Source organism: Allobosea sp. GW822-FHT03F07 (assembly GCF_058801345.1).
The window spans coordinates 498,604-523,108 of sequence record NZ_JBXAND010000001.1 but is presented as its reverse complement, the minus strand read 5'-3'; the positions used below and the strand labels follow the sequence as shown (position 1 = coordinate 523,108).

Below are 24,505 nucleotides of genomic sequence, written 5' to 3'. Positions count from 1 at the left end.
ATGGCCGGGCGGACTGGTGACAGGAGCTGGCAGGAGAGATCTCCCCGTCATTCCGGACAAGCGGCGCAGCCGCGCCGATCCGGAATCCATGCCTGACCCGTTCCGGCATGGATTCCGGGTCTCCGCTTCGCTACGCCCGGAATGACGGAGCCTTTGTGGCTTCAGGGAAGGCCCTTCACCCCTCCGCCTCGACCTCGCTATGGGATTTCAGCGCGTAGCCGCCCCGCGCCTGCGTCACCAGATAGGCCGGGTTCTCCGGGCTGGCGTTGCGGCGAACTTCCGTGCTCTTGATCGTGCGGGTCACGGGCTGGGTGAAGACCTGCCCGATGCGCCCGCGCGCGACATGCGCGCCCCAGCGCCAGGTGACGTCGGTTCCGGTCGGGTAGGGCTTGCTCATGGCGGGCTCCGCATTGCGGATTGAACGCATGAGGGCGGCATCCGGATCACCCGGCGACGCTCGCCTTTTCCCTGAGCCACGCCTCCATACCCGCCGCCGCCGCGATCCCGGTCGCGAAGCAGCCCTGCAGCAGATAGCCGCCGGTCGGCGCTTCCCAGTCCAGCATCTCGCCGGCCGCGAAGACGCCGGGCAGGCGCCTCAGCATGAAATGCGGATCGACCTCGCAAGCCCGGATGCCGCCGGCCGAGGAGATGGCGCGGGCGATCGGCATCTGGCCGAGGAGCCGCAAGCGTGCCGCCTTGATCGCGGCCGCCAGCGCCTCCGGCGCTTCGTCCAGCCGCCCGCCGGCGCTGTCGCGCAGCACGGCGACGGCCGCGGGCGAAAGCCCCGCCGCCTTGCGCAGATGGTTGCTCAGAGTCTCGCCCTTGCGACGCTTGGTGAGCTTCTCCGCCAGCCGGGCGCGGTCGAGATCCGGCCGCAGGTCGAGCGCGATCTCGGCCGAGCCCTCGCGTTCGATCGCCTCGCGCAACGGCCCCGACAGGGCATAGAGCGCGCCGCCCTCGATACCGCCGGGATCGAGCATCGCCTCGCCGGCGACCTCATGCTCCCGGAAGCGAACCACGATGCGCTTCAGCGGCGCTCCCGCGAACCGCTCCCGCAACATCGCCGACCAGTTCACGGCGAAGCCGGCATTGGCGGGCCGTAGCGGCGCGATCGAGACGCCCTTCCCGGCCAGCAGCGGAACCCAGCCGCCATCCGAGCCCAGCCGCGGCCAACTCGCCCCGCCCAGCGCCAGCAATGTCGCGTCGGGGCGGACGGTCACGGGCGTCCCATCGCGCCCTGCGAAGGTCAGCGTGCCATCCGCCGCCCAGCCGGCCCAGAGCCGGCCGGCCTCAAACCGGACACCGAGCCCGTTAAGGCGCGCCAGCCAGGCGCGCAGCAGCGGCGAGGCCTTCATCGCCTTCGGGAAGACGCGCCCGCTCGAACCGACGAAGCTCTCCGCGCCGAGCCCGTCGGCCCAGTCCCGCAGCGCCTGCGGCGGAAAGGCCCTGATCGCCGGCTCCAGCCAGCCTCGCGCCGCGCCGTAGCGATCGAGAAAGCCGTCGAGCGGCTCGGAATGCGTCAGGTTGAGCCCGCCGCGCCCCGCGAGCAGGAACTTCCGCGCCGGCGACGCCATCCGCTCATGGATCGTGACGCGATGCCCGGCCTGCGCCAGCCGCTCGGCTGCGATCAATCCAGCCGGGCCGGCGCCGATGATGGCGATGTCTGGCATAAAGTTCCCGCGTTCTCCACGGTCATCCCGGGCGACCGGAGGCAGACCCGGGATCCATGCCGGAACCGTTCAGGCATGGATCCCGGATCGGCGCCGCTTCGCGGCTGGTCCGGGATGACGGCGTGTTTCCATCTGAAGGGTCTTCGCTTTAGACTGACTGTCCGATCCCGGAAAGCCCGACCCGCCAGCATCATGCCGACCATCGCCGCCTATCTCGGCGCCGCCTTCTTCGAGATCGCCGGCTGCTTCGCCTTCTGGGGCTGGCTGCGGCTCGGCAAGCCGGTCTGGTGGCTGCTGCCAGGCCTGGTCTGCCTCGCCCTCTTCGCCTGGCTGCTGACGCTGGTCGAGAGCGACGCCGCGGGGCGCGCCTATGCCGCCTATGGCGGGATTTATATCGCCGCCTCGCTCGCCTGGCTCTGGGCGGCGGAGGGATTCAGGCCGGATCGCTGGGACGTGACGGGCGGACTGGTCTGCCTCGCGGGAGCGGCGATCATCATCGCGGCGCCGCGGTGAGGATCGAGGGTTTGTCAAATGCGCGCTGTCGTTCCGGGCGAAGCGCAGCGCAGACCCGGAACTCATTCCGGAACGGCTCAGGCATGGATCCCGGATCGGCGCCGCTACGCGGCTTGTCCGGGATGACGCGCGGATGTGCGAAAGGGAGAGAGCCCCCTCACGCCCGCGCGAACGTCTCGTCGAAGGCGTAGCCAGCACCGCGCACCGTGCGCAGCGGGTCCTTGGCATCGCCGGGCGTGATCGCCTTGCGCAGGCGCCCGACATGCACGTCGACGGTGCGCTCGTCGATATAGACGTCGCGACCCCAGACCGCGTCGAGCAATTGCGCGCGCGAATAGACCCGGCCGGGCGCCTGCATCAGGAATTCAAGCAGGCGGAACTCGGTGGGTCCCAGATGCAGCTCCTCGCCGGAGCGGCGCACGCGGCGGGTCGTACGGTCGAGTTCGAGATCGCCCGCGGTCAGCAGCCCCGCGACATGGCCCGGCTTGGCCCGGCGCAGCAGCGCCTGGATGCGCGCGATCAGCTCCGGCAACGAGAACGGCTTGACAACATAATCGTCTGCGCCGGTGGCGAGGCCGCGCACCCGCTCGGTCTCCTCGCCGCGCGCGGTCAGCATGATGATCGGTACACGCTCGGTGTCGCGGCGCGCCCGCAGCCGGCGGCAGAGCTCGATGCCGGAGAGGCCCGGCAGCATCCAGTCGAGCAGGACGAGATCGGGCGTCGAGTCGCGCAGATGCAGCTCGGCGTCGTCGCCGCGCGCGACGCTATCGACCTCGAAGCCCTCGGCCTCGAGATTGTAGCGCAGCAGCAAGGTGAGCGGCTCTTCGTCCTCGACGATCAGGATGCGGGCGGGCATGGCGCGGTTCCGTTCTGGGTATTCAGCCGACACATTCCGTCATGCTCGACCATGTGGCGAGCATCCACGTCTTGGTCACAGCGCTCGACGACGCAAGACGTGGATGGCCGGGACAAGCCCGGCCATGACGCAATGGATACTCCATCAATTCCCCGTCACCGCCTCGACGCTGATATCGGTGGTGTCGAGCTTGGGACGGTTGAGGTCGAGCGACTCGCCGGTGACGAGGTAATGGATCGTCTCGGCGATGTTGGTGGTGTGGTCGCCGATGCGCTCGACGTTCTTGGCGCAGAACAGGAGATGCGTGCAGAAGGTGATGTTGCGCGGATCTTCCATCATATAGGTCAGCAGCTCGCGGAACAGCGAGGTGTAGAGCGCGTCGATTTCGCCGTCGCGATGCCAGACCTCGAGCGCCTTCTGCTCGTTGTTGGCCGCATAGGCGTCAAGCACGTCCTTGAGCTGGGCCTGGACGAGCCGGCTCATATGCTCGAGCCCGACCACGGCGCGATGCGGCGGCGAGAACTGGCCGGAGATCGCCACCGCACGCTTGGCGATGTTCTTGGCGAGATCGCCGACGCGCTCGATGTCCGAGGCGAGGCGGATCGCCGAGATCAGCTCGCGCAAATCCTGGGCCAGCGGCTGGCGGCGCGCGATGGTCAGCACGGCACGCTCCTCGACATCGCGCTGCAGATTGTCGAGCCGCTGGTCGGCGGTGATGACCTTCTGGGCGAGCGTGGTGTCGCGGCGCACCAGCGCCACGGTGGAGTCGCCGAGCATGCGCTCGGACATGCCGCCCATCTCGGCGAGGCTGCGGCGCAGCGCCTCGAGTTCGGCGTCGTAGGAGCGGACGATATGTTCGGTCATCGGCGTGTGTCCCTGTGCAGCGCGAGCGGTTCAGCCGAAGCGGCCGGTGACGTAGTCCTGCGTCTGCTTCTTGCTCGGGTTCATGAAGATCGTGTTGGTCGGCGCGAACTCGATGACCTCGCCCAGATACATGAAGGCAGTGTACTGCGAGATGCGCGCCGCCTGCTGCATGTTGTGGGTGACGATGACGATGGTGAAGTCGCTCTTGAGCTGCTCCAGCAGGTCTTCGATCTTGCCGGTCGAGATCGGGTCGAGCGCCGAGGTCGGCTCGTCGAAGAGGATGACCTCCGGCTTCTGCGCGATGGTGCGGGCGATGCAGAGGCGCTGCTGCTGGCCGCCGGAGAGGCCCATGCCCGAGGTCTTGAGCTTGTCCTTAACCTCGTCCCAGAGGGCCGAGCGGCGGAGCGCGCCCTCGACACGGTCGTCGAGCTCGGACTTCGGCGGCTTCTCGTAGAGGCGGATGCCGAAGGCAACGTTGTCGTAGATCGACATCGGGAAGGGGGTCGGCTTCTGGAAGACCATGCCGACGCGCGAGCGCAGCTCGTTCACGTCGATGTCGCCGGAGATGACGTTGCGCCCGTCGAGCAGTATCTCGCCGGTGGCGCGCTGCTCCGGATAGAGCGAGTAGATCCGGTTGAAGATGCGCAGCAGGGTCGACTTGCCGCAGCCGGACGGGCCGATCAGCGCCGTGACGTGGCGGTCGCGGAAATCGAGGTTGATGTTCTTCAGCGCCTTGTGCTCGCCGTAGTAGAAATCGAGGTTCTTGACCGCGATCCGGACGGGGGCATCGGCATCGAGCGTCTGCGGGGAGAGTTCAAGCGTCGAAAGCATCGACTTTTTCCTTCAGATCGAACGCGACGAAGTTTCGGTTGTGCAGCTCACTTGCCGCCGCGCACGATGCGGCGGGCGACGATGGAGAGCAGCAGGATCGACATGGTGATGATCAGCGAGCCGGCCCAGGCGAGCTGCTGCCAGTTCTCGTAAGGGGCGGAGGCGAACTGGTAGATCGTCACCGGCAGGTTGGAGACGCCGCCGACGAGGCTCGGCGAGAACCAGAAGTTGTTGTTCAGCGCGGTGAAGATCAGCGGCGCGGTCTCGCCGGCGATGCGGGCCAGCGCCAGCAGGATGCCGGTGACCATGCCGGACTTGGCCGCCCGCCAGGTGATCGAGGTGATCACCACCGAAGGCGGTGCGCCCAGCGCCGCGCCGGCCTCGCGCAGCGGACCGGGCACGAGGCGCAGCATGTCCTCGGTCGTGCGCACGATCACCGGAATCGCGATAATGCCGAGCGCGACGCCGCCGGCCCAGCCGGAATAGCCGCGGAACGGCTCGACCAGGATGACGTAGACGAACAGGCCGATCAGGATCGAGGGCGCCGAGAGCAGGATGTCGTTGATGAAGCGGATCAGGTTCGCGAGCTGCGACTTCTTGCCGTATTCGGCGAGATAGGTTCCCGCGAGCACGCCGATCGGCGTCGCCACGGCGATGCCGAGGAAAGTCAGCACGATCGAGCCGACGAGGGCGTTGGCGAGGCCGCCGCCTTCCGAACCCGGGCCGGGCGTGATCTGCGTGAAGGTCGCGACGGACAGCCCGCCGAGCCCCTTCACGACCAACATGCCGAGGATCCAGAACAGCACGAAGATGGCGAGGAAGGTGAAGCCGGTCGCAATGACCTTCATTGCCTTGTCGGCAGTGCGGCGCGACTGGCGAACGCGGCCCCAAGGGGCATGCGGCAGTTCGCGGACGGTGGAGGGGGTCGCCAGGCTCATGATCGCTTGCCCTATCAGTAGCTCTTGACGCGCGAGACGAGGATGCGCGCGATGACGAGGACGACGAAGGTGACGAAGAACAGGATGCAGCCGAGCGCGATCAGCGCGTTGAGCTGCAGGCCCATCGCCTCGTTGAACTCGTTGGCGATACGCGAGGCGATGGTCGAACCCGGATCCATGATCGAGGACGAGAGCCGGTTGGCGTTGCCGACGACGAAGGTCACCGCCATGGTCTCGCCGAGCGCGCGCCCAAGCCCCAGCATGATCGCCCCGATGATCGAGACGCCGGCCTGCGGCACCAGCACATGGCGCACGACCTCCCAGGTCGTCGCGCCGATGCCATAGGCGCTCTCGCGCAGCACGGAGGGGATCTGCTCCAGCATGTCGCGGGTGATCGAGGCGATGAAGGGGATGATCATGAAGGCCAGGATGAAGCCGGCCGTCAGGATGCCGAGCCCCGAGGGCGAGCGCGAATAGAGCACCGTGCCGACGATCGGGATGCCCTCGACGATGTTCGAGAGCGGTATCTGCACATATGCCGCGAAGAGCGGCACGAACACGAACAGGCCCCACATGCCGTAGATGATCGAGGGCACGGCGGCGAGCAGCTCGATCGCGGTCGACACCGGCTGCTTGAACCAGGGCGGCGCGAGCTGGGTGAGGTACACCGCGATGCCGAGCGAGAGCGGCACGCCGATGACGAGCGCGATCAGCGCCGTCGAGAGCGTGCCGACGATCGCCGGCCAGGCGCCGTACTGGTCGTTCTGCGTGTCCCAGACGCTGGAGGTGATGAAGCCGAGGCCAAACTCGCGGAAGGCCGGCCAGCCGCCGATCACCATCGACAGCATGATGCCGGCGAGCAGCACCAGGACGAGCAGCGCCGCCAGGAAGCTGGCATTGCGGAAGACGATGTCGAAGGTACCCTTGGGCGTCTTCCGCACGATCGGCGTCGCGCCGGGAATGCTCGTCATGTCGGTTGCTGCGGTCATCCGCGGAGGCTCCGGTGGGGTAGCTGAAGTCGTCTGCTGCCGGACGCCCGGCCTCGTCAACCTCAGCCCTCATCCTGAGGAGCGCTCAGCAGGAGCGCGTCTCGAAGGAGGCTCCAGTGCACTCTGGGTGATCCTTCGAGATGCCGCTTCGCGGCTCCTCAGGATGAGGGCTGAATGTTTTTGGCGAGGCGGGTCGAACCCGCCTCGCCTTATCGTTGGCAGCGATCAGAAGATCGGCTTGCCCGCCGGATCGGTCACGCCCTTCCAGGCGGCGCGGACTTGATCCTTGACGTTGGCCGGCAGCGGCACGTAGTCGAGGTCGAGAGCGAGCTGGTCGCCGCTCTTATAGGCCCAGTCGACGAACTTCAGGGCAGCCTGAACCTCTTCCGGCTTCTCCGGCTTGGCATGGACCAGCAGGAAGGTGGCCGAGGTGATCGGCCAAGCCTCGGCGCCCTTCTGGTTGTTCAGCGAGATGCCGAAGCCGGGAGCCTCGTTCCAGTTGGCATTGGCGGCGGCCGCCTGGAAGGCCTTGTCGTCCGGAGCCGGGAAGTTGCCGTCGGCGTTCTTCACAAGCGCATGGGCGAGCTTGTTCTGCTTGGCATAGGCGTATTCGACATAGCCGATCGAGTTGGCGACCTGCTTCACCGAAGCCGAGACGCCCTCATTGCCCTTGCCGCCGATGCCGACCGGCCACTGGACCGACTGGTTGGTGCCGATCTTCGACTTCCAGTCCGGCGAGACCTTGGAGAGGTAGTCGGTGAAGACGAAGGTCGTGCCCGATCCGTCCGAACGATAGACGGGGTTGATGTTGGCGTCGGGCAGGGTCAGGCCGGCGTTGATCGCCGTGATCTTCGGGTCGTTCCACTTCTTGATGGTGCCCAGATAGATCTCGGCGAGGACTTCGCCCGAGAGCTTGAGCTTGCCGGGCTCGACGCCGGCGATGTTCACGGCCGGGACGACGCCGCCCATGACGGTCGGGAACTGGATCAGGCCGTCCTTGGTCAGGTCCTCGCCCTTGAGCGGGGCGTCGGTGGCGCCGAAGGCGACCGTCTTGGCCTTGATCTGGCGGATGCCGCCACCCGAGCCGATCGACTGGTAGTTGAGACCGACATTGGTCTCCTTCTTATAGGCCTCGGCCCACTTCGAGTAGATCGGGAAGGGGAAGGTGGCGCCGGCGCCGGTGATGTCGGCAGCCTGGGCCACGCCGGAAAGACCGATCGTGGCGGCCGCGACAATGAAAATCTTGCGCATGAGATGTCCTCTCTGGATCGCACATTTAGCGGCCCGTTCAGAACACCCTCTGCATGACAGCTTCATGACAATCCGTCACGCACTCTGTCATAAAGCTTTCATCAGGGCTTTTTCGGCAGCGCCCCGAAGCGCGGCAGCACGGCGCGGAAGGTCGCGCCCTGCCCGAGCGCGCTCTCGATCGTCAGCCGGCCGCGATGGCGCAGGACGATGTGCTTGACGATCGCCAGCCCGAGCCCCGTGCCGCCGGCCTCCCGGCTCGCATTGGTGTCGACGCGGTAGAAGCGCTCGGTCAGGCGCGGCAGGTGCTCGGGCGCGATGCCCGGCCCGTCGTCGCGCACGCCGACGCCGGCCTCGAGCGGACCATCCTCGACATCGATCACGACCTCGCCGCCGCGCTTGCCGTATTTGATCGCGTTCTCGACGAGGTTTTCCATCAGCCGCAGCAGCTCGTCGCGGTCGCCCGCGACCCGCACCGGCTCGGCCGGTGCACGCAATGTCAGCGTCACCTCGCGCTCGCGCGCCATCAACGTCAGGGAATCGACGATCTCGCGCGAGATGCCGGTGAGATCGACCGGGTTCTCGGGCGCCAGATGGGCGCGAAGCTCGATCCGCGACAGCGACAAGAGATCGTCGACGAGGCGGGCCATGCGCAAGCCCTGTTCGCGCATGATCGTAAGGAAGCGGTCGCGCGCGCCGGCATCGTTGCGCGCCGGTCCCTGAAGCGTCTCGACGAAGCCGAGCAGGGAGGCCAGGGGCGTGCGCAGCTCATGGCTGGCATTGGCAACGAAATCGACGCGCATGCGCTCGGTGACGCGCTGCTCGCTCAGATCCTCGAAGGTCAGCAGCACCGGCCGCCGCCAGCCCGTGCCGTGCAGCGCCGCGATGTGGATGCGAAAGGTGCGCTCGACCGGGACGCGCTCGACCAGCTCGATGACCTGCCGGCCGCCCTGCCGGGCGACGCCGTCGATCGCCTCGATCAGATCGGGATCGCGCATCACCAGCGTCAGGGGCTGCCCGGCCTCCAGCGCCGGCATCAGCGCCCGCATCGCCGGGCTGAGCGCCTGGGCGACGCCCTGGACGTCGAGCAGGACGACGGCCGAGCCAACCGCCTCGATCAGGGCATGCGTCGCGGGGGCGTTGGGATCGACGGCATCAGCCATGTTGGGAACCTCGACGCGCACTGCGCCACGACCGACGAGCCGGCTGCGGAACGCGGGCCGCCCTTCCTGATCGGAACCCCGGCGCGCGTCAATTCCCTTCGGCGAAGCCGCGGTCTAGGCTGTCGCCACTCATAAGGATCGATGCGATGGCGAAAAATGCATCCGGTAGCCGGCTGAAGGGAGCGATCCAGCTCGTTCCCAAGGCGGAAGAGCAGCCGTCCTCCCCGCGCAAACCCGCGACATCGCGCAAGGCCGCCGGTCCAAAAGGCTTCGACATCGAGGCCGACACGTTGCCCGACGCGATTGTCGACGCCGCCTTCCGCAGCGGCGACTACCCCTATGGCAAGCGCATGAAGCGCAAGCGCTACAACCGGGAACTGCACGCGCTACAGATCGAGCTGCAGAAGCTCGCGACCTGGGCCCGCGCGAAGCACGAGCGCATCGTCATCCTGTTCGAGGGTCGCGACGGCGCCGGCAAGGGCGGCACGATCGGCCGCTTCACCCAGCACCTCAACCCGCGCCAGGCCCGCGTCGTCGCCCTGTCCAAGCCCTCCGACACTGAAGCCGGGCAATGGTATTTCCAGCGCTACGCCGCCGAGATGCCGACGGCGGGCGAGATCGTGTTCTTCGATCGCTCCTGGTACAACCGCGCCGGCGTCGAGCGCGTGATGGACTTCTGCACGCCGGAGCAGACCGACGCTCTGCTGCACGAGGCGCCCGCCTTCGAGGGCATGCTGGTCCGCGACGGCATCCGGCTGATCAAGTTCTTCATCACCATCGGCCCGGAAATGCAGATGCAGCGCCTGCACGCGCGCTGGCACGACCCGCTCAAGCGCTGGAAGCTGTCGCCGATCGACTTCGAGGCGATCCCGCGTTTCAACGCCTATTCCGACGCCTTCGACGAGATGCTGGCCCGCAGCACGACAAAATGGGCGCCCTGGCATGTCATCCGCGGCAACGACAAGCTGCGGGCCCGGCTCAACGCCATCCGCCATGTCCTCCTCGCCATCCCCTATGACGGCAAGGACGAAGCCGCCATCGGCGAGCTCGACCGCAAGGTCGTCGTCGAGGTCGACGATTACCTGCACAAGGGCGGCGAGAACGGGACGCTCTGAGAGCCGTCCGCTATTTCCCCATCACCAGGTTCGGCAGCCAGGTCGTCAGCGGCGGCCAGAGCGTGATCGCGACGAGAACCGCCAGCAGCGGCAAGAGCCACGGCACGATGGCCCGCGACATCGCCTCGAAGCTGATCCTAGCGATCTTCGAGGTGATGAAAAGCACGACCCCGACCGGCGGCGTGATCGTCCCGATCATCAGGTTGAGCACGAAGATCAGCCCGAACTGGATCGGGTCGATCCCGAACTGGCTGGCCGCCGGCGTCAGGATCGGGATCAGGATCAGCATGGCGGCGAGCGCCTCCATGAAGCAGCCGACGAAGAGCAGCAGCAGGTTGACGATCAGCAGGAAGATCAGCGGGTTGCCGGCGAGATCGACCAGCATCGGGCCAACCGTCTGCGGAATGCGCGAGATCGACAGGCACCAGCCGAGCGCGGCCGCCGTCATCACCAGCGCCAGCACGACGCCGGTGGTCTCCACCGTTTGGACGACCAGTTCCGGCAGGTCGTCCAGAGAGAAGCTGCGATAGACGAAGAGCCCGAGCACCAGCGCATAGGCCGTCGCGACCGCCGCGGCTTCCGTCGGCGTGAAAATGCCGGCCATCATCCCGCCGAACAGGATAACGGGCGTCATCAGCGCCCAATGCGCCTCCTTGTAGGCAATCCAGAGCTGGGCCGCCCCCGGGAAGGGATGACGCGGGAGGTTACGCTTGCGCGCGACATGGACGACCATCGCCATCAGCGCGCCGGCCATCAGCAGGCCGGGAATGACGCCGGCCAGGAACAGCCCGCCGATCGAGACGTCCGCCGAGACGCCGTAGATAACCATCGGCAGCGAGGGCGGGATGATCGGGCCGATCGTCGCCGAAGCCGCCGTGATCGCGGCCGCCGTCTCGGCGTCGTAGCCCTCGTCCTTCATCGCCTTGATCTCGAGCGTGCCGACGCCGCCGGCATCCGCCACCGCCGAGCCCGACATGCCCGCGAAGATCACGCTGGCGAGGATGTTGGCGTGGCACAGGCCCCCGCGCAGCCAGCCGACGCAGGCCGTGGCGAAGGCGAAGATCCGGTCGGTGATCCCCGCCGAGTTCATGATGTTGCCCATCAGGATGAACAGCGGCGCCGCCAGCAGCGGGAAGGAGTTGGCGGATTGCGCGATCTTCTGCGGCACGATGCCGAGCGGGAACCCGCCCATGAAGGCAAAGGCGATCGCCGCCAGCCCCATCGAGACGAAGAGCGGCACGCCGATGAGCAGCGAGGCGAACCAGACCGGCAGGATCTGCAGCATGATACCCGTCATAGCGGCTGGCTCCCGGGTTCCGGCGCAGAGAACTTGCGGCCCGCCAGCACGTCGGCGATCTCGGCCACGGCCTGCAGGATCAGCGCGAGGCCGGCCAGCGGCATGACGATGTAGAGTGCTGCACTGGAGACCGGCAGCGCGATCGATTCGACGTCCCAGTTGCGCTCGATCAGTCCGAACGAATAGCGGATCAGAACGGCCGCGAAGACGATGATCGCGAGCTGCGTCACGATCTCCAGCACGCGCCCCGCGCCCTCCGGCAGCTTGTCGGCGAAGACCGTGATGCGGATATGAGCGCGCCGCCTCGCCGCGATGATCCAGCCGACGAAACCCGTCCAGACCAGCAGGTACTGCGCCAGTTCGTCGGTCCAGGCCAGCGGGGCGTTCAACTGGCGCGACAGCACGCCGAGCAGCACCGACGCCAGCAGCGCCAGCAGCAGCGCCACGGCGGACCAGCGCACGATCCGGTCTGAGAGGCGGAGGAGGGATTTCAAAGCATCAGCCCCATTGACGGCGATCTCGACGAAACACGCGGGTCATCCCGGGCGCAGCGAAGCGGAGGCCCGGGATCCATGCCGGAGCCTGTGTCGGCTGCGCTCCGGAATGGATCCCGGATCGGCGCGGCTTGCGCCGCTTGTCCGGGATGACTCGGCGCGCTGGAAAGGCGCCTCAGCCTCGGCTCACAGCGCCGCGAGCGCGTCCCAGGTGCCCTTGCCCCATTTCGCCTCGAACTGCTTCGGCAGGCTCGCCAGCACCGGCTTGGAGAAGCTTTCGAGATCCGGCTCGGTCACGGTCATGCCGGCCGCCTTCAGCGTCGCGACGAGGCTGCCTTCCTGGCCCGCGAGTTCCGCATCCTGCCAGGCGACCCCGTCCGCGATGGCCATCTCCAGCAGGCTGCGGTCGGCGTCCTTCAGCCCCTTCCAGAAGTCGGTGTTCACGATCACGAGCCGCGGCGTGATGATGTGGCCGGTCAGGATCAGGTGCTTCTGCACCTCCTGCAGCTTGGCGCTGTGGATCGTCGGCAGCGGGTTCTCCTGCCCGTCCACCGCGCCCTGGCTCAGCGCCAGATAAAGCTCGTTGAAGTTGACCGGCGTCGCCTTGGCGCCCCAGGCCTCGACCATGGCGCGGAAGGTGTCGACCGGCGGCACCCTGAGCTTGAGGCCTGCGACGTCGGCCACGCTCTTCACCGGCTTGGAGCCCGTGGTGAGGTGGCGCTTGCCGTAATAGGTCACGGCCGCCATCCGCATGCCGCGCTTCTTCTCCAGCTCCGCGTTCATCTGCGCAAAGACCGGCGCCTTGGCGACCTTTGCCATATGGGCGGCGTCGCGCCAGAGATAGGGCGCCTCGACCACCGAGAGCTGCGGCAGGAAGGCGCCGAGCGCCGCCGCGCCGTCTGTCGTCATGGTCAGCGCGCCCGACGCGACCGATTCCATCATGTCCTTGCCGGAGCCGAGTTGGCCGGCGGGGAAGGCCTGGATATCGATGCGGCCCGAGGTCTTCTCCTTCACCTGCTTGGCGATGCGCTCGACCATCTGCACCTGCGGATGTGTTGTCGGCAGCATCTCGCCCCAGCGCAGCACGGTCGCCTGCGCGCGCAGGACGGTCGGCATCGCGATGGCACCGCTGGCGATAGCGGCGGAACCGGCAAGAAAGTCGCGCTTGGTGATCGTGGTCATGATGGTCTCCTCCCAATGCGGCCGGTTCTCCGGCTCGATGTCATGTCCCGGCCCTCGAAGAGCTGGCGGCCCGTTGGAAATCCACGACGCCGTCATTCCGGGCGGAGCGAAGCGGAGCCCCGGAACCCATCGTAGAGCGCGACACCCTTCGATGGATTCCGGATCGGCGCCGCTGCGCGGCTTGTCCGGAATGACGGGGTGCTTCCCAGCAATTCTCCCTTGGTCAGTAATTCATCGCCCGCGTGCGGGCGTTGCCGATATGGATGCTCATCTCCTCTGCGGCGCGGACCGGGTCGCGCGCCTCGATCGCACTGATGATCTTGAGGTGGTCGCGCATCACCGGCACAAGGATGTGGTTCTGGATGCGCGTCTCGTATTGCCGGATCAGCCTGATCTTCAGCCAGGTGACCCGGAAGGCCTTCGAGACGATGTCGTTGTCGAGATGGTCGATGATCGCCTCATGCATCAGCCGGTCGACATCCTCGGCGTCCTCGATCAGCGTCGGATCGCCGCCGGCCTCGGCCCGGGCGATGATCGCCTCGTGCCGGGCGCGCTGCTCTGCGATCTCGTCGTCAGTGGCGTTGGCCGCATAGAGCGCCGTCGCCTCCTTCTCCAGGAAAAGCCGGAACTGGAAGGCGTTGCGGATCAGGTTGAGGTCGACATGGGCGACCTGCATGCCCCGCTGCGGCACGGTCTTGATCAGCCCCTCGGCCTCCAGCCGCGGGATCAGCTCGCGGATCGCGCCAAGCGGCAGGCCGGTCAGCGCGACGAGTTCGCGCTGGGTGACGAACTGCCCGGGCTTGATCTCGCGCGCCAGCAGCCGCTCGGTGAAGGAGGCATAGGCGCGCTCCCTCAGCTTCAGCGGCTCGCCCTCGCGGGCATCGGGCTCGGGCTGGTTCAAGACGTCCTCTCCTCTCAGGCAGCTTTCGCCTGTGTGATCCTGTCGAAGGCTGCGAAAAGCCGCTGGCGCGTGGCCTCGTCGAGCGCCTCCAGCGGCGCGCGCATCGCCCCGAAGCCGGCGTCGCCATGCAAATGCCCGACCAGCGCCTTCACCGCCGGCAGCACCGGATGCGAGCAGATCTCGTCGACCAGCGCGTTCACGACCGCGCTGTCGGTACCCTCATAGACCATCGGGCGCAGCAGATGCGGCACGAGATTGGCGACGCCGCAGATCGTGCCCTGCGCGCCGTTGCGCACCGCCTTGGCGAGCTGGCGCTCATCGCCGACCAGGATCGCGAGTTCGCCATGCGCCTTGAGCAGCGCCTCGGTATTGGCATAGCTGCCGGACGAATCCTTCACGCCGACGACGATGCCGGGGAAGGCCGTCTTCAGCCGCTGGACGAGGGAAACGCTGATGTCGACGGCCGTCACCGACGGGATGTGGTAGAGCACGACGTTCCGCACCGAGCCACCGAGCTTTTCGAAGAACTGCGAGAACCAGCGATAGAGCCCCTCGTCGCTGACGCCCTTGAAATAGAACGGCGGCGCGACCAGCAGGCCCTTGGCTCCGGCATCGAGCGCAAGCCGCCCCTGCTCGACAGCCTCGTGCAGAGAGGAAGCGGCGACACCGGCATAGATCTGGGTGGCCGGGTCGATGCCGGCACCGATCAGCGCGCCCATCATCGCACCGCGCGCCGGCAGCCCGAGCGCCGCGCCCTCGCCGGTCGTGCCGTAGAGTGTGACGCTGTCGCAGCCCTGCGCCAGCACATGGCGCGCATGCTTGACCAGCCGCGGCAGGTCGACGCTGCCGCCCTCCCGCATCGGGGTGGTAATGGCGCAGGAAAGGCCGAAACGATTGGGTGCGAGTGGCATGGTCGCGTCTTTCAGGAGAAGGAAGTTACTGACATGTTAGTGAGATGATACTGTCGGGGCAAGCATTTCGCCGTCATTGCGAGCGCAACGAAGCAGTCCAGCGAGACGTCGAGCGAGCGGCTCTGGATTGCTTCGCCGCGCTCGCAATGACGGAACGGGTCAGCCATCCTTGAGCCCTCCCGCCGAGAGCCCGGCGACGATCTCGCGCTGGGCCAGCACGGTCACCAGAAGCACCGGCAGGGTGACGAGGAGCGCGGCAGCCGCCAGCGGCCCCCAGGAGATCTGCTCGAAGGTCAGCGAGTTGTAGACGGCCGAAGGCAGCGTGCGGCTGTTCTTGCCGCCGAGCACGACCGAGAAGATGAAGTTGTTCCATGAGAAGATGAAGGCGAGGATGCCCCCGACGACGATGCCGGGCCGCGCCAGCGGCAGCGCGACATGGCGGAAGGCCTGCCAGGTCGTCGCGCCGTCGATGCGGGCCGCATCCTCCAACTCCATTGGCACGTTCTCGAAATACCCGATCATGATCCAGACGATGATCGGGATGGTGATGACGAGATGGGTGATGACCAGCGCCGTGATCGTGCCCACCAGCCCGGTCATCTGGAACAGCAGGAAGAGCGGGATCAGGTAGGACAGGGCCGGCGTCATCCGCGCGACCAGGATGAGGATCGCGAACTTCGTCGCCTTGCCGCGCGCGATGCCGTAGCCGGCCGGCACCCCGACCGCGAGGCCGATCAGCACGGCGCCGCCCGTGACCAGCACCGAATTCCAGAGATAGAGCGCGAAATTGTTCTGCGCGAAGACATCGACATAGTTCTTCAGCGTCGGCGGGTTCGGGATGAAGACCGGCGGGAAGGCGGTGTTGTCGAGCTCGTTCTTGAGCGACAGCGAGATCATCCAGAGGAAGACCAGCACCGCCGGCGAGACCAGCACGAAGACCGAGGCGAAGAAGCCGAGTTTCTTGGCGAGGCGGATCATCACGCGTTCCACTTCGACTTCTGCCGCGCATAGAGCAGGAGCAGCGAGAGCATGATGATGATGACGAAGAAGATCACCACGACGGCCGAGGCGTAGCCGATCTTGTAGAACTGGAACGCCTGCAGGTAGAGGAAGATGTTCAGCGTTTCGGAAGCCGTCCCCGGGCCGCCCTGCGTGATCACGAAGATTGTGTCGAAGGCCTTCAGCGCGTCGATGGTGCGGATCACGATCGCCACCATGATGAAGGGCCAGACCAGCGGCAGCGTGATGTGGCGGAACATGTGCCAGGCATTGGCGCCGTCGATCAGGGCGGATTCGTAGGGCTCCCGCGGCAGGCCGGCGAGGCCGCCGAGCACGATCAGCATCACCAGCGGCGTCCAGTGCCAGACCTCGACCAGGATCAGCGTCGGGATCACCGTATCCGGCGAATAGACCCAGGCCTGCGGCCCGATGCCGACCAGCGAGAGCAAATAGTTCAGCACGCCGAGCTGCGGATGGAACATCATCGTCCAGACCAGCGCGACCGCGACCGGGGTCGCCATCATCGGCATCACGAAGATCGTGCGCAGCACGCCGCGGAACGGAAACTCGCGATGGAAGACGAGCGCCGCCGCCGTGCCGAAGACGATCGGCAGCACGACCGCGAGCGTCGTGAAATAGAAGGTGTGCCCCATCGACTCGATGAAGCGCGCATCGCGGAACAGCTCGGCGAAATTCGCCAGCCCGATGAACTCCGGCCCGGCGCCGATCTTCCAGTCGTGGCCGGACATGTAGAGCGTGAACAGCCACGGAAACACGATCACCGCCGCCACCACCAGCACCGCCGGCGCGGCGAACAGCCAGTAGCGCGGCGTGAAATCGGCCGAGTGCGTGAAGGGCGCAGTCTGCGGATGAGCCATGCGGCCGGCGATTGTTGTTGTGGTCGCAGTCATTCGGTCATCGACAATCTGGTGCAAGCTCGACGCCTCTTCCCTTCTCCCGAATGGGAGAAGGTGGCGCGGAGCGCCGGATGAGGGTGTGCCGTCTCCGCAGAGAGCGCCACGGATCCGTTGCGCCTGGACAATCGGCGGCAGGCCCTCATCCCTGCCCTTCTCCCATCCGGGAGAAGGGTTCCCCGCGCCCTGCCTTTGGGCGGCCGCGGACTGTTGCTCAGCCCTGCTCGCTCAGCCCTGCTCGCTCTTGGCGAGTACCGGCGCGAAGGCTTCCGTCGCCTTCTTCAGCTCGGCCGCGACATCCGCGCCGCCGATCATGTTGGTCAGGCCGACGCCGAAGACATCGCGGAACTCGGTGACCGGGACGATCTGGGGCAGCGCGGCGCGAGCAATTTTGGCCGAGTTCAGCAGGCAGTCGAAGTACTGCTTGCCGAATTTCGACGATTCGATCGTCGCCTTGTCGAGATAGGCCGAGGAGCGCGCCGGCGCACCGGCGCCGGCCTTCAGCATCGCGAGCTGCTGCGCCTTGTTGGTCATGTGCTGGATGTAGAGCCAGGCGGCTTCCTTCTTTTGGGAGCCGCGCGAGATGCCGATGCCGTCGCCGAACATGCCGGCGTGATGCGCCTTTGGGCCCGGCGGGGTGATGCCATAGCCGACCTTGCCGACGATGCGCGACTTGCTGGGGTCCTCGAGCGGCGTGGCGAAGCCGATGCCGTCGAGCCACATCGCGGCGCGCCCCTGCATGAAGGTGGTCTGGCATTCGTTCCAGTTGAAGCCGACGGAGCCGACCGGGCCGGTGTCCTTGTTCAGCTTCTTGTAGAGTTCGCCCGCCCAGACCGCCTCGGGCGTATCGGTCTGCAGCTTGCCGGCCGGCGAGGTCGCCTCCATGCCCTGGCCGAGCATCAGGCAGGACCAGACCGGGACGTTGGCGTTCTTCAGCCCGCGCGAGACGAAGCCGGCGACGCCCTTGGCGGGATCGTGCAGCTTCTGCGCCACCGTGAACATCTCGTCCATGGTCTTCGGGAAGGCCACGCCCTTCGCGTCGAAGAGCTCCTTGTTGTAATAGACCATCCAGTAATCGACGAAGAAGGGCAGCGTATCGAGCGCCCCGTCGGCCTGCCGGGCATAGGACACCGCGCCGGCGCCGAAATCCTCGAACTGGAAGTCCGGCGAGGTCAGCGACGCATCCTTGATCATCGGCGTCAGGTCAGCGAACCACTTGCCCTTGGCCGCCATGCGCTTCTGCACATGCAGCGAGATGCCGCTGACGTCGAAGCTCGGCTTGCCCGAGGCGAATTCGATGACTGCCTTCTGGCGCTGCTGCTGCTCGGGCACCTGCTCGGACGAGATCTTGATGCCGGTGAGCTCTGTGAACTCCTTCTCGGCCGCCTGGAAAAGGTCGGAGCGCGGATTCTTCACCAAGAGCACATCGAGGCTCGTGCCGGAGAAGCGCTTCCAGTTGAAGGCAGCCTGGGCGCGCGCCTCGCGCAGCACCATGGGCGAACCGATGGCGCCGGCGGCACCCAGGGCTGCGGCGCCGCGCATCAGCGCACGACGGGTCGGCTTGAGAATGATCTCGCTCATCGATGTCCTCCCTGGACCTATGTTCCAGCCCTTGGCGGGCCTGTTGATGTGGCGGGCGCACCGGATCGAGCCGGTCGCGCTCCGGCGACTTGGAGCGGACGCTAATCCGGATCGAAGACGGTTGCAAGCTAACATGTTGGTATGCACATACTGTGCGCAACGATAATGGAAACGCCTCGCATGCCTGCCGTCACCGCCCTCGCGCCGCGCCCGCTCGGTCGCAGCGGATTGCCCGTCTCTACGCTCGGATTCGGCGCCGCGCCGCTGGGCGATCTCTATGCAAGGCTCGACGAGGCGCAGGCCGTGGCGACCGTCGAGGCCGCGATCGCCGGCGGCGTCACGCTGATCGACACCTCCCCGCTCTACGGCCATGGCCTCTCGGAACACCGCATCGGCGCAGGCCTGCGCCGGGCCGGACGGGACGGCATCGCCCTCTCGACCAAGGTCGGCCGCGTCGCGGAGCCTTTCGCCGGGCGCGGCGACGGCTCGGGCTATCTCGGCGGCCTGCCGCACGGCCTGCGCTTCGACTATTCCTATGATGGCGCGATGCGCTCGCTCGAACAATCGGCTCTGCGCCTCGGCACCGACCGGATCGACATCGTCCTGATCCACGACGTCGATGTCTGGACGCATGGCGCGGCCAAGATCGAGCAGCGGTTTTCAGAGGCGATGAACGGCGCCTACCGCGCGCTGGAGAAGCTGCGCACCTCCGGCGCCGTCCGCGCCATCGGCGTCGGCGTCAACGAGGCCGATATGTGCGAGCGCTTCGCCCGCGCCGGCGATTTCGACGCGATGCTGCTCGCTGGCCGCTATTCGCTGCTGGAGCAGCCGGCGCTGGCCTCCTTCATGCCGCTCGCGCTTGAGAAGGGCATCGGGCTGATGCTCGGCGGCGTCTTCAACTCCGGCATCCTCGCTACCGGCCCAGTGCCGGGCGCGAAGTACAATTACAACCCGGCCCCGCCCGCGATCCTTAACCGCGTCGGGCGCATCGAGATCGTCTGCGCCCGCCACGGCGTGCCGTTGCGCCGCGCCGCGCTGCATTTCCCGCTCGGCCATCCCGCCGTGGCGAGCCTCGTCATGGGCGCCGTCTCGCCGGCCGAGGTCGCCGACCAGATTGCCGAGCTGAACAGCCCCGTGCCGGCCGCGCTCTGGGCCGACCTCAAGGCCGAAGGCCTGCTCGGCGCCGACGTTCCAGTCCCCTTGCCGGTGCCGGCATGAGCCCGCCCCGCATCGACGCCCACCAGCATTTCTGGCAGATCGCGCGCGGCGACTATGGCTGGCTGACCCCGGCACTGGGGCATATCCACCGCGATTTCGGCCCCGCCGACCTTGCCCCCCTGCTCGCCCGCCATGGCATCTCCAATACGATCCTGGTCCAGGCCGCGCCGACCGAGGCCGAGACGCGCTTCCTGCTCGATATCGCAGCCGGAACGCCCTTCGTCGCCGGCGTCGTCGGCTGGACCGATTTCGAGGCCCCCGATGTGACCCGGCGCATCGCGGCGCTGGCCGCCGACCCGCTGCTCGTCGGCTTGCGCCCCATGGTCCAGGACATCGCCGACGAAGGCTGGCTCGCCCGCCCCGCGCTGAGCCCGGCCTTCGAGGCGATGATCGCCCATGATCTCGTCTTCGACGCGCTGCTGAAGCCGCAGCACATCCCCGCCGCGCTCGCGATGCTGGCGCGGCACCCGACACTGCCCGTGGTGATCGACCACGCCGCCAAGCCTGACCTCATCACCGGCGACCTTGCCGCCTGGCGCGAGGGTATCACCGCGCTCGCCGCTCACCCCAGCACCCTTTGCAAGCTCTCCGGCCTCGTCACCGAAGCCGCCGCCGACTGGACGATCGAGACGCTGCGCCCCGTGGTCGAGCACCTGCTGGCGACGTTCGGCCCGCAGCGCCTGATCTTCGGCAGCGACTGGCCGGTCGTGACGCTGCGCGCCGATTATTCCCGCTGGTTCGACACCGCGACCGCCCTTCTCGCCGGCTGCAGCGAGGCCGAGCGCGACGCCATCTTCGGCGGCAACGCCTCCCGCCTTTATCTCGCCCGACGCGGGCGCCAACCGACATGAGCCGATCGCCATGCTGAAGACCCTCGATCCCGTCCTCTCCGCCGACCTGCTCTGGCTGCTCGCCGCCATGGGCCATGGCGACGATCTCGCCCTCGTCGATGCCAACCACCCCGCCGAGACCATCGCCGCCGCCACCACCAGCGGAAAGCTGGTCCGCCTGCCCGGGCTGACGATGGAGCGGGCGGCGCGGGCCATCCTCTCCGTGCTGCCGATCGACGATTTCGAGCCGGAGCCCGTGCGCCGCATGCAGGTCGTCGGCGACCCCGAAGCGATTCCCGCCGTGCAGGCCGCCGTGCAGCGCGAGCTCGACGCGGCGCTGGGCAAGCCTGAGCCGCTCGCCGGCATCGAGCGCTTCGCCTTCTACGAGGCGGCGCGCCGGGCTTTTGCCGTGGTGCAGGTCGGCGACCCCCGCCCCTATGGCTGCTTCCTGCTGCGCAAGGGCGTCATCGCCGGCGAGCCGGGCTAAAACCTCAGCCCTCCGCCTTCGCCACCGCCTGCCGCAGACGCGCCAGCGCCTCGTTCGCGCCGGCGCTCAAGGTCACGTCGCTCGATTCGGCGTCCTTGGCGATCAGCTCAGTGAGCGAGCCGACCGTGATCTCCGCCTTCGCCGCCGTCAGCTTCAGCACGGCATTGGCGATGATGTTGGGCCAGAACGCCGCCGCGCCCTTGGCCAGCCCCTTGGCCTTGCGGCCCTCGAATTCGCGGGCGAGCTGTTCGGGGGTCTTCTTGGCCATGGCGTCGGGAACCTGTTTGCGGAGTTGGCCGCTGCCTATCACGAAAATGGCTTGCGCGGCGAACCCGCGCTTTGTTCCCTGCCCTGCCCGCACGGCGGGGCCGCGACAATCGCATTTGCCTGCGGCGGCGACGCAGGGCAGGAGCGGCGGCAATTCCGGCTGCGCTTCGCCCGCTCCTTCAGGTCACCATGATGCTCCGTCGTTCCCGGCCCCGCCTCTCCCGCCTCCTGTTCGCCGCGCTCGCCGGCCTCCCCCTCACCGCCCCGGCCTCGGCCCGGATCACGGATCGCGAGCTGAGCTGCGCCGACTGGCTGAAATCCGGCGCCCACGGCACGGGCGAATATCCCACGACCATCCGGGCGAAGATCAGGGCCTTCTGCGCCGCCAATCCGAAGATGAAGGCCATCGACGCCGAGATGACGATGACGGGGGATTGAACCGCGACGCCCCTTCCCTTCTCCCGGATGGGAGAAAGTGGCGCGGAGTGCCGCATAGGGCGCGGGAACCGCGGGAACCCTTCTCCCGTGTGGGAGAAGGGCAGGGATGAGGGCCTGCCCGATCCGTTCGAGGCCGCAACGGCGCCGTCGCATTCCAACGATCAGCGGCGGTCCCTCACCCCTGCCCCTCTCCCATCCGGGAGAGGGGTTCCCCGCGCTTGACCTTATCGACGCACGCCAAATCCCCGCCCACGCTTCCGCGCGGCGGCTTTCAATTGAGGGGCAGCGGAGCGCCGCGAGGCGCGGGGGTAGAGGTCCGCATCCATTGAGCCAGGATGCGGCGCGGATGGATTGAGCCACCATCCGCACGCCCCGTGGCGCTCCGCTCGTCGGCGATTTGACGACTCCGGGCCGCGCTTATACGGCCGGTCGGATCGTAAGCCGCATCTGCCGCAGGCCAGTTCGGCTCATCGCCTCGTCGCCCGCCTCATCCGCCGCTCGTCACCGGCCGAGCCTTCCAGCGAGCTCCTCGCACAGGGGCCGTAGTACCCCCAGGGCGGTGCCCCGAAGCCTCCCGGGAGCGGATCGTGACTCCACCCGCAGGCGCCGGCCTCATCCCGACCAACGGCACACCTCCGGATGGCTGCCCCTCGGGGATGAGGTGGGCCGAGGATAGGCGTGTGGCGCGCGGGCGGGGATAAGTTTTCGCAACCGCAGCCAACCGGGGCTTCTCCGCTCCGAGAACACTAGCTGACATCACGCCCTCTCGGCCACGACTTGGTTCAGGCGCGATTACTTCGGCCTGCCGGCCTTCACTGCTGCATACCGCCTCTCGCCACCGCACTCGATCAGCCCGACTAGCGCCTCTGGCGCGACCGCGGCTCGCCAACACGGATAGAATTTGGCGCTTTGGTTGACATGCAGGCCCTCGGAAGCTCTTCTGCAGCCTCTATCAGCATTACGCTGCGACACTTGGCTGAGGATGATTAGGCGCTCACACTTAATTGCAGGCCTTCGACCCAATCGTCGCGTAAAGGCGATATGGAGCGATTGTCCACCCGACCAGCTTAAAACGGCGGCGACAAGCGCTACATACGAGGGCAGCGCGTACCATCGCCGACGAGGAAATGGCAACTCCGCGACACGCCGATACCCTGCAGCGAGCAAGTGCGATGATGCGTGGACCAAGGATACTGCGACGACGGCACTGCGGAGCGCCATTTCACAAGGGTACGTGTCTGACGATTGGAGAAGCGGCTTTCCACGGAATGTGTGGTACGTTGCCGATGAAGTTGTGTACGAGGCTTTTCTTCACAATGAAGGCGTAGGTGCATACCACGCCTTCCCCTTGAATGAAGACGAATGGCCCAGAGGGCTGGTGGTAGATGGCTCTAAGAGTCGATAGCGAATGGCTCGACATCGAACCGGACGTGAAGCCGGAGTTCGATGCTAGTTACGGCCGTATGGGCATCAATGTGAATGATGCATGGCTAACTGCGTTCGAAACTCAAAATGGTACCCGTGGCGATCGAGTTGAAGTTCCTGCTTACCCACTCGCTGAATGGATAGCCGAGAATTGGTGGGCTATTATTCACGAACCGGAAAAGGGCAGCTCGTCTAAGCAGGACGCCGGCTTTAAGTCTCGGCATTGGCTTGGTACCGCACGCGAAGGATTTGCGCTGCCCGATGCCTGGCTATTTTCAGGAGGGCGCGGCGCTGTAGAAATCCAAAGCAAGCCGACCTTCTTGTCGCATTCACGTATGATCATGCCTACCACAGTGTCCACCCGCTTAGTCGCCGAGGAAGTGGAGCTGGCTCTAAAAACGTTTATTAATAGTGTTGTTTCGCGCTTAGACGAAAAGGGAATTGGCGACACACTCCTCCAGAAAATCTGGAGCGTATTCAACGACCTTGATCATGATGAAAGGAAATTCTCACGCCTCTTGGGGGCGATGGGCCTTTCGCCCTATTCGCAAGAAGGTGGCATTGAGGTCGTCTTGAATGATTTTCTTAGTAACGCATCCGACAGTATCGCTGAGGATCTCTGCGAAGCTGCAGATCAAGGTGATTTTGTTGAAGCGGCGGAAGACACACTGCGATCTTTGAAGGCGCTCGATAGCGAACCCGAGATCGACTTTTCAAAGATATTCAGCATCCGGTACCCGGCTGCTCATAAACCTTGGCGCCTCGGGTTAGGGGCAGCAAATGCTATCCGTGAGAAATTTGGCATTGACGCGGCAGATGGCAGCGGCGGCACAAAATTCTTTGATTCAACTAGGATTAGCAGCCTGATTACTGATAATCGAGGATTCCGCGAAGTTGACGAACCTGTTGTGCATGGCTCCGTCAGAAGACACGACAATCAGGTTCAAATGAATTTGATACGCATCCGCTCTGAATCGAGAAGATTTGACGCAGCCAGGAGCTGCTTTCTTGCGTGGAATCAAGCCAGCGAAGGAGACCGACTGGTTACTAGAGCTCGAGTTAGAGATCAACAGGCAAGTCGTGCATTTGCAGCCGAGCTCCTTGCCCCAATTCAATACATAAAAAAGAGGGCATCCAACAACGTTCTTTCCGTTTATAGAGCGGACGAAATAGCGAAAGAACTTTCGGTCTCTTCTGCTGTGGTCATGTGGCAGGCAAGCAATAATAACATAGATGTGCCCGGAGGGCGGAAACAGACCCGTTCAAACTGAGGTCACCCCCACCCGCTTGACTCCCCCACCCCTCCCGCCTTACCCCCATCGACGGGACACGCCACCCCACCGTGGCGCGCCCATCTGTAAGGATGGAGACATC

25 protein-coding genes are annotated in these 24,505 nt (G+C 66.3%); 7 read left to right on the top strand and 18 right to left on the bottom strand.

Annotation, left to right across the window (positions count from 1 at the left end; all coding sequences use genetic code 11):
- Positions 1-175: 175 nt before the first annotated feature.
- The gene (locus AC1RMY_RS02520; RefSeq protein WP_492862359.1) at positions 176-397 is read right to left on the bottom strand and encodes a hypervirulence associated TUDOR domain-containing protein; all 222 of its coding nucleotides are present in this window, start codon (positions 395-397) and stop codon (positions 176-178) included.
- A 46-nt stretch (positions 398-443) separates the two neighbouring features.
- Entirely contained in the window at positions 444-1,670 is a 1,227-nt protein-coding gene (locus AC1RMY_RS02515) for a TIGR03862 family flavoprotein (protein ID WP_492862358.1), read from the bottom strand.
- A 192-nt stretch (positions 1,671-1,862) separates the two neighbouring features.
- On the opposite strand from AC1RMY_RS02515, the gene AC1RMY_RS02510 reads away from it, so the two are divergent.
- Positions 1,863-2,183 carry a YnfA family protein gene (locus tag AC1RMY_RS02510; protein WP_492862357.1) on the top strand — a complete coding sequence of 107 codons (321 nt, stop codon included), beginning with the start codon at positions 1,863-1,865 and terminating at the stop codon, positions 2,181-2,183.
- Between the two features lie 157 nt (positions 2,184-2,340).
- On the opposite strand, the gene phoB is transcribed toward AC1RMY_RS02510, so the two are convergent.
- The 7 genes from phoB to AC1RMY_RS02475 form a co-directional block, all read right to left on the bottom strand.
- On the bottom strand, positions 2,341-3,039 hold the full coding sequence (gene phoB, locus AC1RMY_RS02505) for a phosphate regulon transcriptional regulator PhoB (RefSeq protein ID WP_327525472.1): 699 nt from the start codon (positions 3,037-3,039) through the stop codon (positions 2,341-2,343).
- Positions 3,040-3,183: 144 nt separating this feature from the next.
- Positions 3,184-3,903, bottom strand: coding sequence for a phosphate signaling complex protein PhoU (phoU, locus tag AC1RMY_RS02500; protein ID WP_492862356.1), 720 nt, complete (start codon positions 3,901-3,903; stop codon positions 3,184-3,186).
- A gap of 30 nt (positions 3,904-3,933) precedes the next feature.
- Positions 3,934-4,734 (bottom strand): phosphate ABC transporter ATP-binding protein PstB, encoded by an 801-nt coding sequence (pstB, locus tag AC1RMY_RS02495; RefSeq protein ID WP_492862355.1) that lies wholly within the window; start codon positions 4,732-4,734, stop codon positions 3,934-3,936.
- Positions 4,735-4,781: 47 nt separating this feature from the next.
- Positions 4,782-5,672: a phosphate ABC transporter permease PstA gene (pstA, locus tag AC1RMY_RS02490; protein WP_492862354.1), complete on the bottom strand. Its 891-nt coding sequence runs from the start codon at positions 5,670-5,672 to the stop codon at positions 4,782-4,784.
- A 14-nt stretch (positions 5,673-5,686) separates the two neighbouring features.
- Positions 5,687-6,661, bottom strand: a complete 975-nt coding sequence (gene pstC / locus AC1RMY_RS02485) for a phosphate ABC transporter permease subunit PstC (RefSeq protein ID WP_492862353.1) — start codon at positions 6,659-6,661, stop codon at positions 5,687-5,689.
- A 225-nt stretch (positions 6,662-6,886) separates the two neighbouring features.
- Positions 6,887-7,912, bottom strand: a complete 1,026-nt coding sequence (gene pstS / locus AC1RMY_RS02480) for a phosphate ABC transporter substrate-binding protein PstS (RefSeq protein WP_492862352.1) — start codon at positions 7,910-7,912, stop codon at positions 6,887-6,889.
- Positions 7,913-8,013: 101 nt separating this feature from the next.
- Positions 8,014-9,072: an ATP-binding protein gene (locus tag AC1RMY_RS02475; RefSeq protein ID WP_492862351.1), complete on the bottom strand. Its 1,059-nt coding sequence runs from the start codon at positions 9,070-9,072 to the stop codon at positions 8,014-8,016.
- Between the two features lie 146 nt (positions 9,073-9,218).
- Here AC1RMY_RS02475 and ppk2 point away from each other — a divergent pair, with 146 nt between their 5' ends.
- Positions 9,219-10,187, top strand: coding sequence for a polyphosphate kinase 2 (ppk2, locus tag AC1RMY_RS02470; RefSeq protein ID WP_492862350.1), 969 nt, complete (start codon positions 9,219-9,221; stop codon positions 10,185-10,187).
- Between the two features lie 10 nt (positions 10,188-10,197).
- On the opposite strand, the gene AC1RMY_RS02465 is transcribed toward ppk2, so the two are convergent.
- From AC1RMY_RS02465 to AC1RMY_RS02430, 8 genes are all read right to left on the bottom strand, one after another.
- Positions 10,198-11,484 (bottom strand): TRAP transporter large permease, encoded by a 1,287-nt coding sequence (locus AC1RMY_RS02465; RefSeq protein ID WP_492862349.1) that lies wholly within the window; start codon positions 11,482-11,484, stop codon positions 10,198-10,200.
- Positions 11,481-11,945, bottom strand: coding sequence for a TRAP transporter small permease (locus tag AC1RMY_RS02460; RefSeq protein WP_492862348.1), 465 nt, complete (start codon positions 11,943-11,945; stop codon positions 11,481-11,483). Before AC1RMY_RS02460 ends, AC1RMY_RS02465 begins: the two co-directional genes overlap by 4 nt.
- 219 nt (positions 11,946-12,164) lie before the next feature.
- A complete protein-coding gene (locus AC1RMY_RS02455; RefSeq protein WP_492862347.1) occupies positions 12,165-13,160 on the bottom strand; it encodes a sialic acid TRAP transporter substrate-binding protein SiaP in 996 nt (331 codons plus the stop codon).
- A gap of 223 nt (positions 13,161-13,383) precedes the next feature.
- Positions 13,384-14,061 (bottom strand): GntR family transcriptional regulator, encoded by a 678-nt coding sequence (locus AC1RMY_RS02450; protein WP_492862346.1) that lies wholly within the window; start codon positions 14,059-14,061, stop codon positions 13,384-13,386.
- Between the two features lie 14 nt (positions 14,062-14,075).
- Positions 14,076-14,972, bottom strand: coding sequence for a dihydrodipicolinate synthase family protein (locus AC1RMY_RS02445; protein WP_492862345.1), 897 nt, complete (start codon positions 14,970-14,972; stop codon positions 14,076-14,078).
- 159 nt (positions 14,973-15,131) lie between these two features.
- Entirely contained in the window at positions 15,132-15,950 is an 819-nt protein-coding gene (locus AC1RMY_RS02440) for a carbohydrate ABC transporter permease (RefSeq protein ID WP_492862344.1), read from the bottom strand.
- Positions 15,950-16,849 (bottom strand): carbohydrate ABC transporter permease, encoded by a 900-nt coding sequence (locus AC1RMY_RS02435; RefSeq protein ID WP_492863548.1) that lies wholly within the window; start codon positions 16,847-16,849, stop codon positions 15,950-15,952. The genes AC1RMY_RS02440 and AC1RMY_RS02435 overlap by 1 nt, the downstream gene beginning before the upstream one ends.
- A gap of 264 nt (positions 16,850-17,113) precedes the next feature.
- Positions 17,114-18,466: an ABC transporter substrate-binding protein gene (locus tag AC1RMY_RS02430; RefSeq protein ID WP_492862343.1), complete on the bottom strand. Its 1,353-nt coding sequence runs from the start codon at positions 18,464-18,466 to the stop codon at positions 17,114-17,116.
- A gap of 180 nt (positions 18,467-18,646) precedes the next feature.
- On the opposite strand from AC1RMY_RS02430, the gene AC1RMY_RS02425 reads away from it, so the two are divergent.
- Genes AC1RMY_RS02425 through AC1RMY_RS02415 form a run of 3 tightly spaced genes read left to right on the top strand, consistent with a single transcriptional unit; the run spans position 18,647 to position 21,001 of the window.
- The gene (locus AC1RMY_RS02425) at positions 18,647-19,684 is read left to right on the top strand and encodes an aldo/keto reductase (protein ID WP_492862342.1); all 1,038 of its coding nucleotides are present in this window, start codon (positions 18,647-18,649) and stop codon (positions 19,682-19,684) included.
- Positions 19,681-20,535 (top strand): amidohydrolase family protein, encoded by an 855-nt coding sequence (locus AC1RMY_RS02420; RefSeq protein ID WP_492862341.1) that lies wholly within the window; start codon positions 19,681-19,683, stop codon positions 20,533-20,535. Before AC1RMY_RS02425 ends, AC1RMY_RS02420 begins: the two co-directional genes overlap by 4 nt.
- Before the next feature lie 10 nt (positions 20,536-20,545).
- Positions 20,546-21,001: an RbsD/FucU family protein gene (locus AC1RMY_RS02415; RefSeq protein ID WP_492862340.1), complete on the top strand. Its 456-nt coding sequence runs from the start codon at positions 20,546-20,548 to the stop codon at positions 20,999-21,001.
- 4 nt (positions 21,002-21,005) lie between these two features.
- Here AC1RMY_RS02415 and AC1RMY_RS02410 read toward each other — a convergent pair whose 3' ends face one another.
- Entirely contained in the window at positions 21,006-21,269 is a 264-nt protein-coding gene (locus tag AC1RMY_RS02410; protein ID WP_492862339.1) for a hypothetical protein, read from the bottom strand.
- Between the two features lie 191 nt (positions 21,270-21,460).
- Here AC1RMY_RS02410 and AC1RMY_RS02405 point away from each other — a divergent pair, with 191 nt between their 5' ends.
- Positions 21,461-21,706 (top strand): hypothetical protein, encoded by a 246-nt coding sequence (locus tag AC1RMY_RS02405; RefSeq protein WP_492862338.1) that lies wholly within the window; start codon positions 21,461-21,463, stop codon positions 21,704-21,706.
- Positions 21,707-23,091: 1,385 nt separating this feature from the next.
- Positions 23,092-24,402, top strand: a complete 1,311-nt coding sequence (locus AC1RMY_RS02400; protein WP_492862337.1) for a hypothetical protein — start codon at positions 23,092-23,094, stop codon at positions 24,400-24,402.
- Positions 24,403-24,505 lie beyond the last annotated feature (103 nt).

Bases quoted from the DNA above. Each gene is read 5' to 3' on its own strand.
- AC1RMY_RS02520 (WP_492862359.1), bottom strand. From the start codon at position 397: ATGAGCAAGCCCTACCCGACCGGAACCGACGTCACCTGGCGCTGGGGC.
- AC1RMY_RS02515 (WP_492862358.1), bottom strand. From the start codon at position 1,670: ATGCCAGACATCGCCATCATCGGCGCCGGCCCGGCTGGATTGATCGCA.
- AC1RMY_RS02510 (WP_492862357.1), top strand. From the start codon at position 1,863: ATGCCGACCATCGCCGCCTATCTCGGCGCCGCCTTCTTCGAGATCGCC.
- phoB (WP_327525472.1), bottom strand. From the start codon at position 3,039: ATGCCCGCCCGCATCCTGATCGTCGAGGACGAAGAGCCGCTCACCTTG.
- phoU (WP_492862356.1), bottom strand. From the start codon at position 3,903: ATGACCGAACATATCGTCCGCTCCTACGACGCCGAACTCGAGGCGCTG.
- pstB (WP_492862355.1), bottom strand. From the start codon at position 4,734: ATGCTTTCGACGCTTGAACTCTCCCCGCAGACGCTCGATGCCGATGCC.
- pstA (WP_492862354.1), bottom strand. From the start codon at position 5,672: ATGAGCCTGGCGACCCCCTCCACCGTCCGCGAACTGCCGCATGCCCCT.
- pstC (WP_492862353.1), bottom strand. From the start codon at position 6,661: ATGACCGCAGCAACCGACATGACGAGCATTCCCGGCGCGACGCCGATC.
- pstS (WP_492862352.1), bottom strand. From the start codon at position 7,912: ATGCGCAAGATTTTCATTGTCGCGGCCGCCACGATCGGTCTTTCCGGC.
- AC1RMY_RS02475 (WP_492862351.1), bottom strand. From the start codon at position 9,072: ATGGCTGATGCCGTCGATCCCAACGCCCCCGCGACGCATGCCCTGATC.
- ppk2 (WP_492862350.1), top strand. From the start codon at position 9,219: ATGGCGAAAAATGCATCCGGTAGCCGGCTGAAGGGAGCGATCCAGCTC.
- AC1RMY_RS02465 (WP_492862349.1), bottom strand. From the start codon at position 11,484: ATGACGGGTATCATGCTGCAGATCCTGCCGGTCTGGTTCGCCTCGCTG.
- AC1RMY_RS02455 (WP_492862347.1), bottom strand. From the start codon at position 13,160: ATGACCACGATCACCAAGCGCGACTTTCTTGCCGGTTCCGCCGCTATC.
- AC1RMY_RS02445 (WP_492862345.1), bottom strand. From the start codon at position 14,972: ATGCCACTCGCACCCAATCGTTTCGGCCTTTCCTGCGCCATTACCACC.
- AC1RMY_RS02440 (WP_492862344.1), bottom strand. From the start codon at position 15,950: ATGATCCGCCTCGCCAAGAAACTCGGCTTCTTCGCCTCGGTCTTCGTG.
- AC1RMY_RS02435 (WP_492863548.1), bottom strand. From the start codon at position 16,849: ATGGCTCATCCGCAGACTGCGCCCTTCACGCACTCGGCCGATTTCACG.
- AC1RMY_RS02430 (WP_492862343.1), bottom strand. From the start codon at position 18,466: ATGAGCGAGATCATTCTCAAGCCGACCCGTCGTGCGCTGATGCGCGGC.
- AC1RMY_RS02425 (WP_492862342.1), top strand. From the start codon at position 18,647: ATGCCTGCCGTCACCGCCCTCGCGCCGCGCCCGCTCGGTCGCAGCGGA.
- AC1RMY_RS02420 (WP_492862341.1), top strand. From the start codon at position 19,681: ATGAGCCCGCCCCGCATCGACGCCCACCAGCATTTCTGGCAGATCGCG.
- AC1RMY_RS02415 (WP_492862340.1), top strand. From the start codon at position 20,546: ATGCTGAAGACCCTCGATCCCGTCCTCTCCGCCGACCTGCTCTGGCTG.
- AC1RMY_RS02410 (WP_492862339.1), bottom strand. From the start codon at position 21,269: ATGGCCAAGAAGACCCCCGAACAGCTCGCCCGCGAATTCGAGGGCCGC.
- AC1RMY_RS02405 (WP_492862338.1), top strand. From the start codon at position 21,461: ATGCTCCGTCGTTCCCGGCCCCGCCTCTCCCGCCTCCTGTTCGCCGCG.
- AC1RMY_RS02400 (WP_492862337.1), top strand. From the start codon at position 23,092: ATGGCTCTAAGAGTCGATAGCGAATGGCTCGACATCGAACCGGACGTG.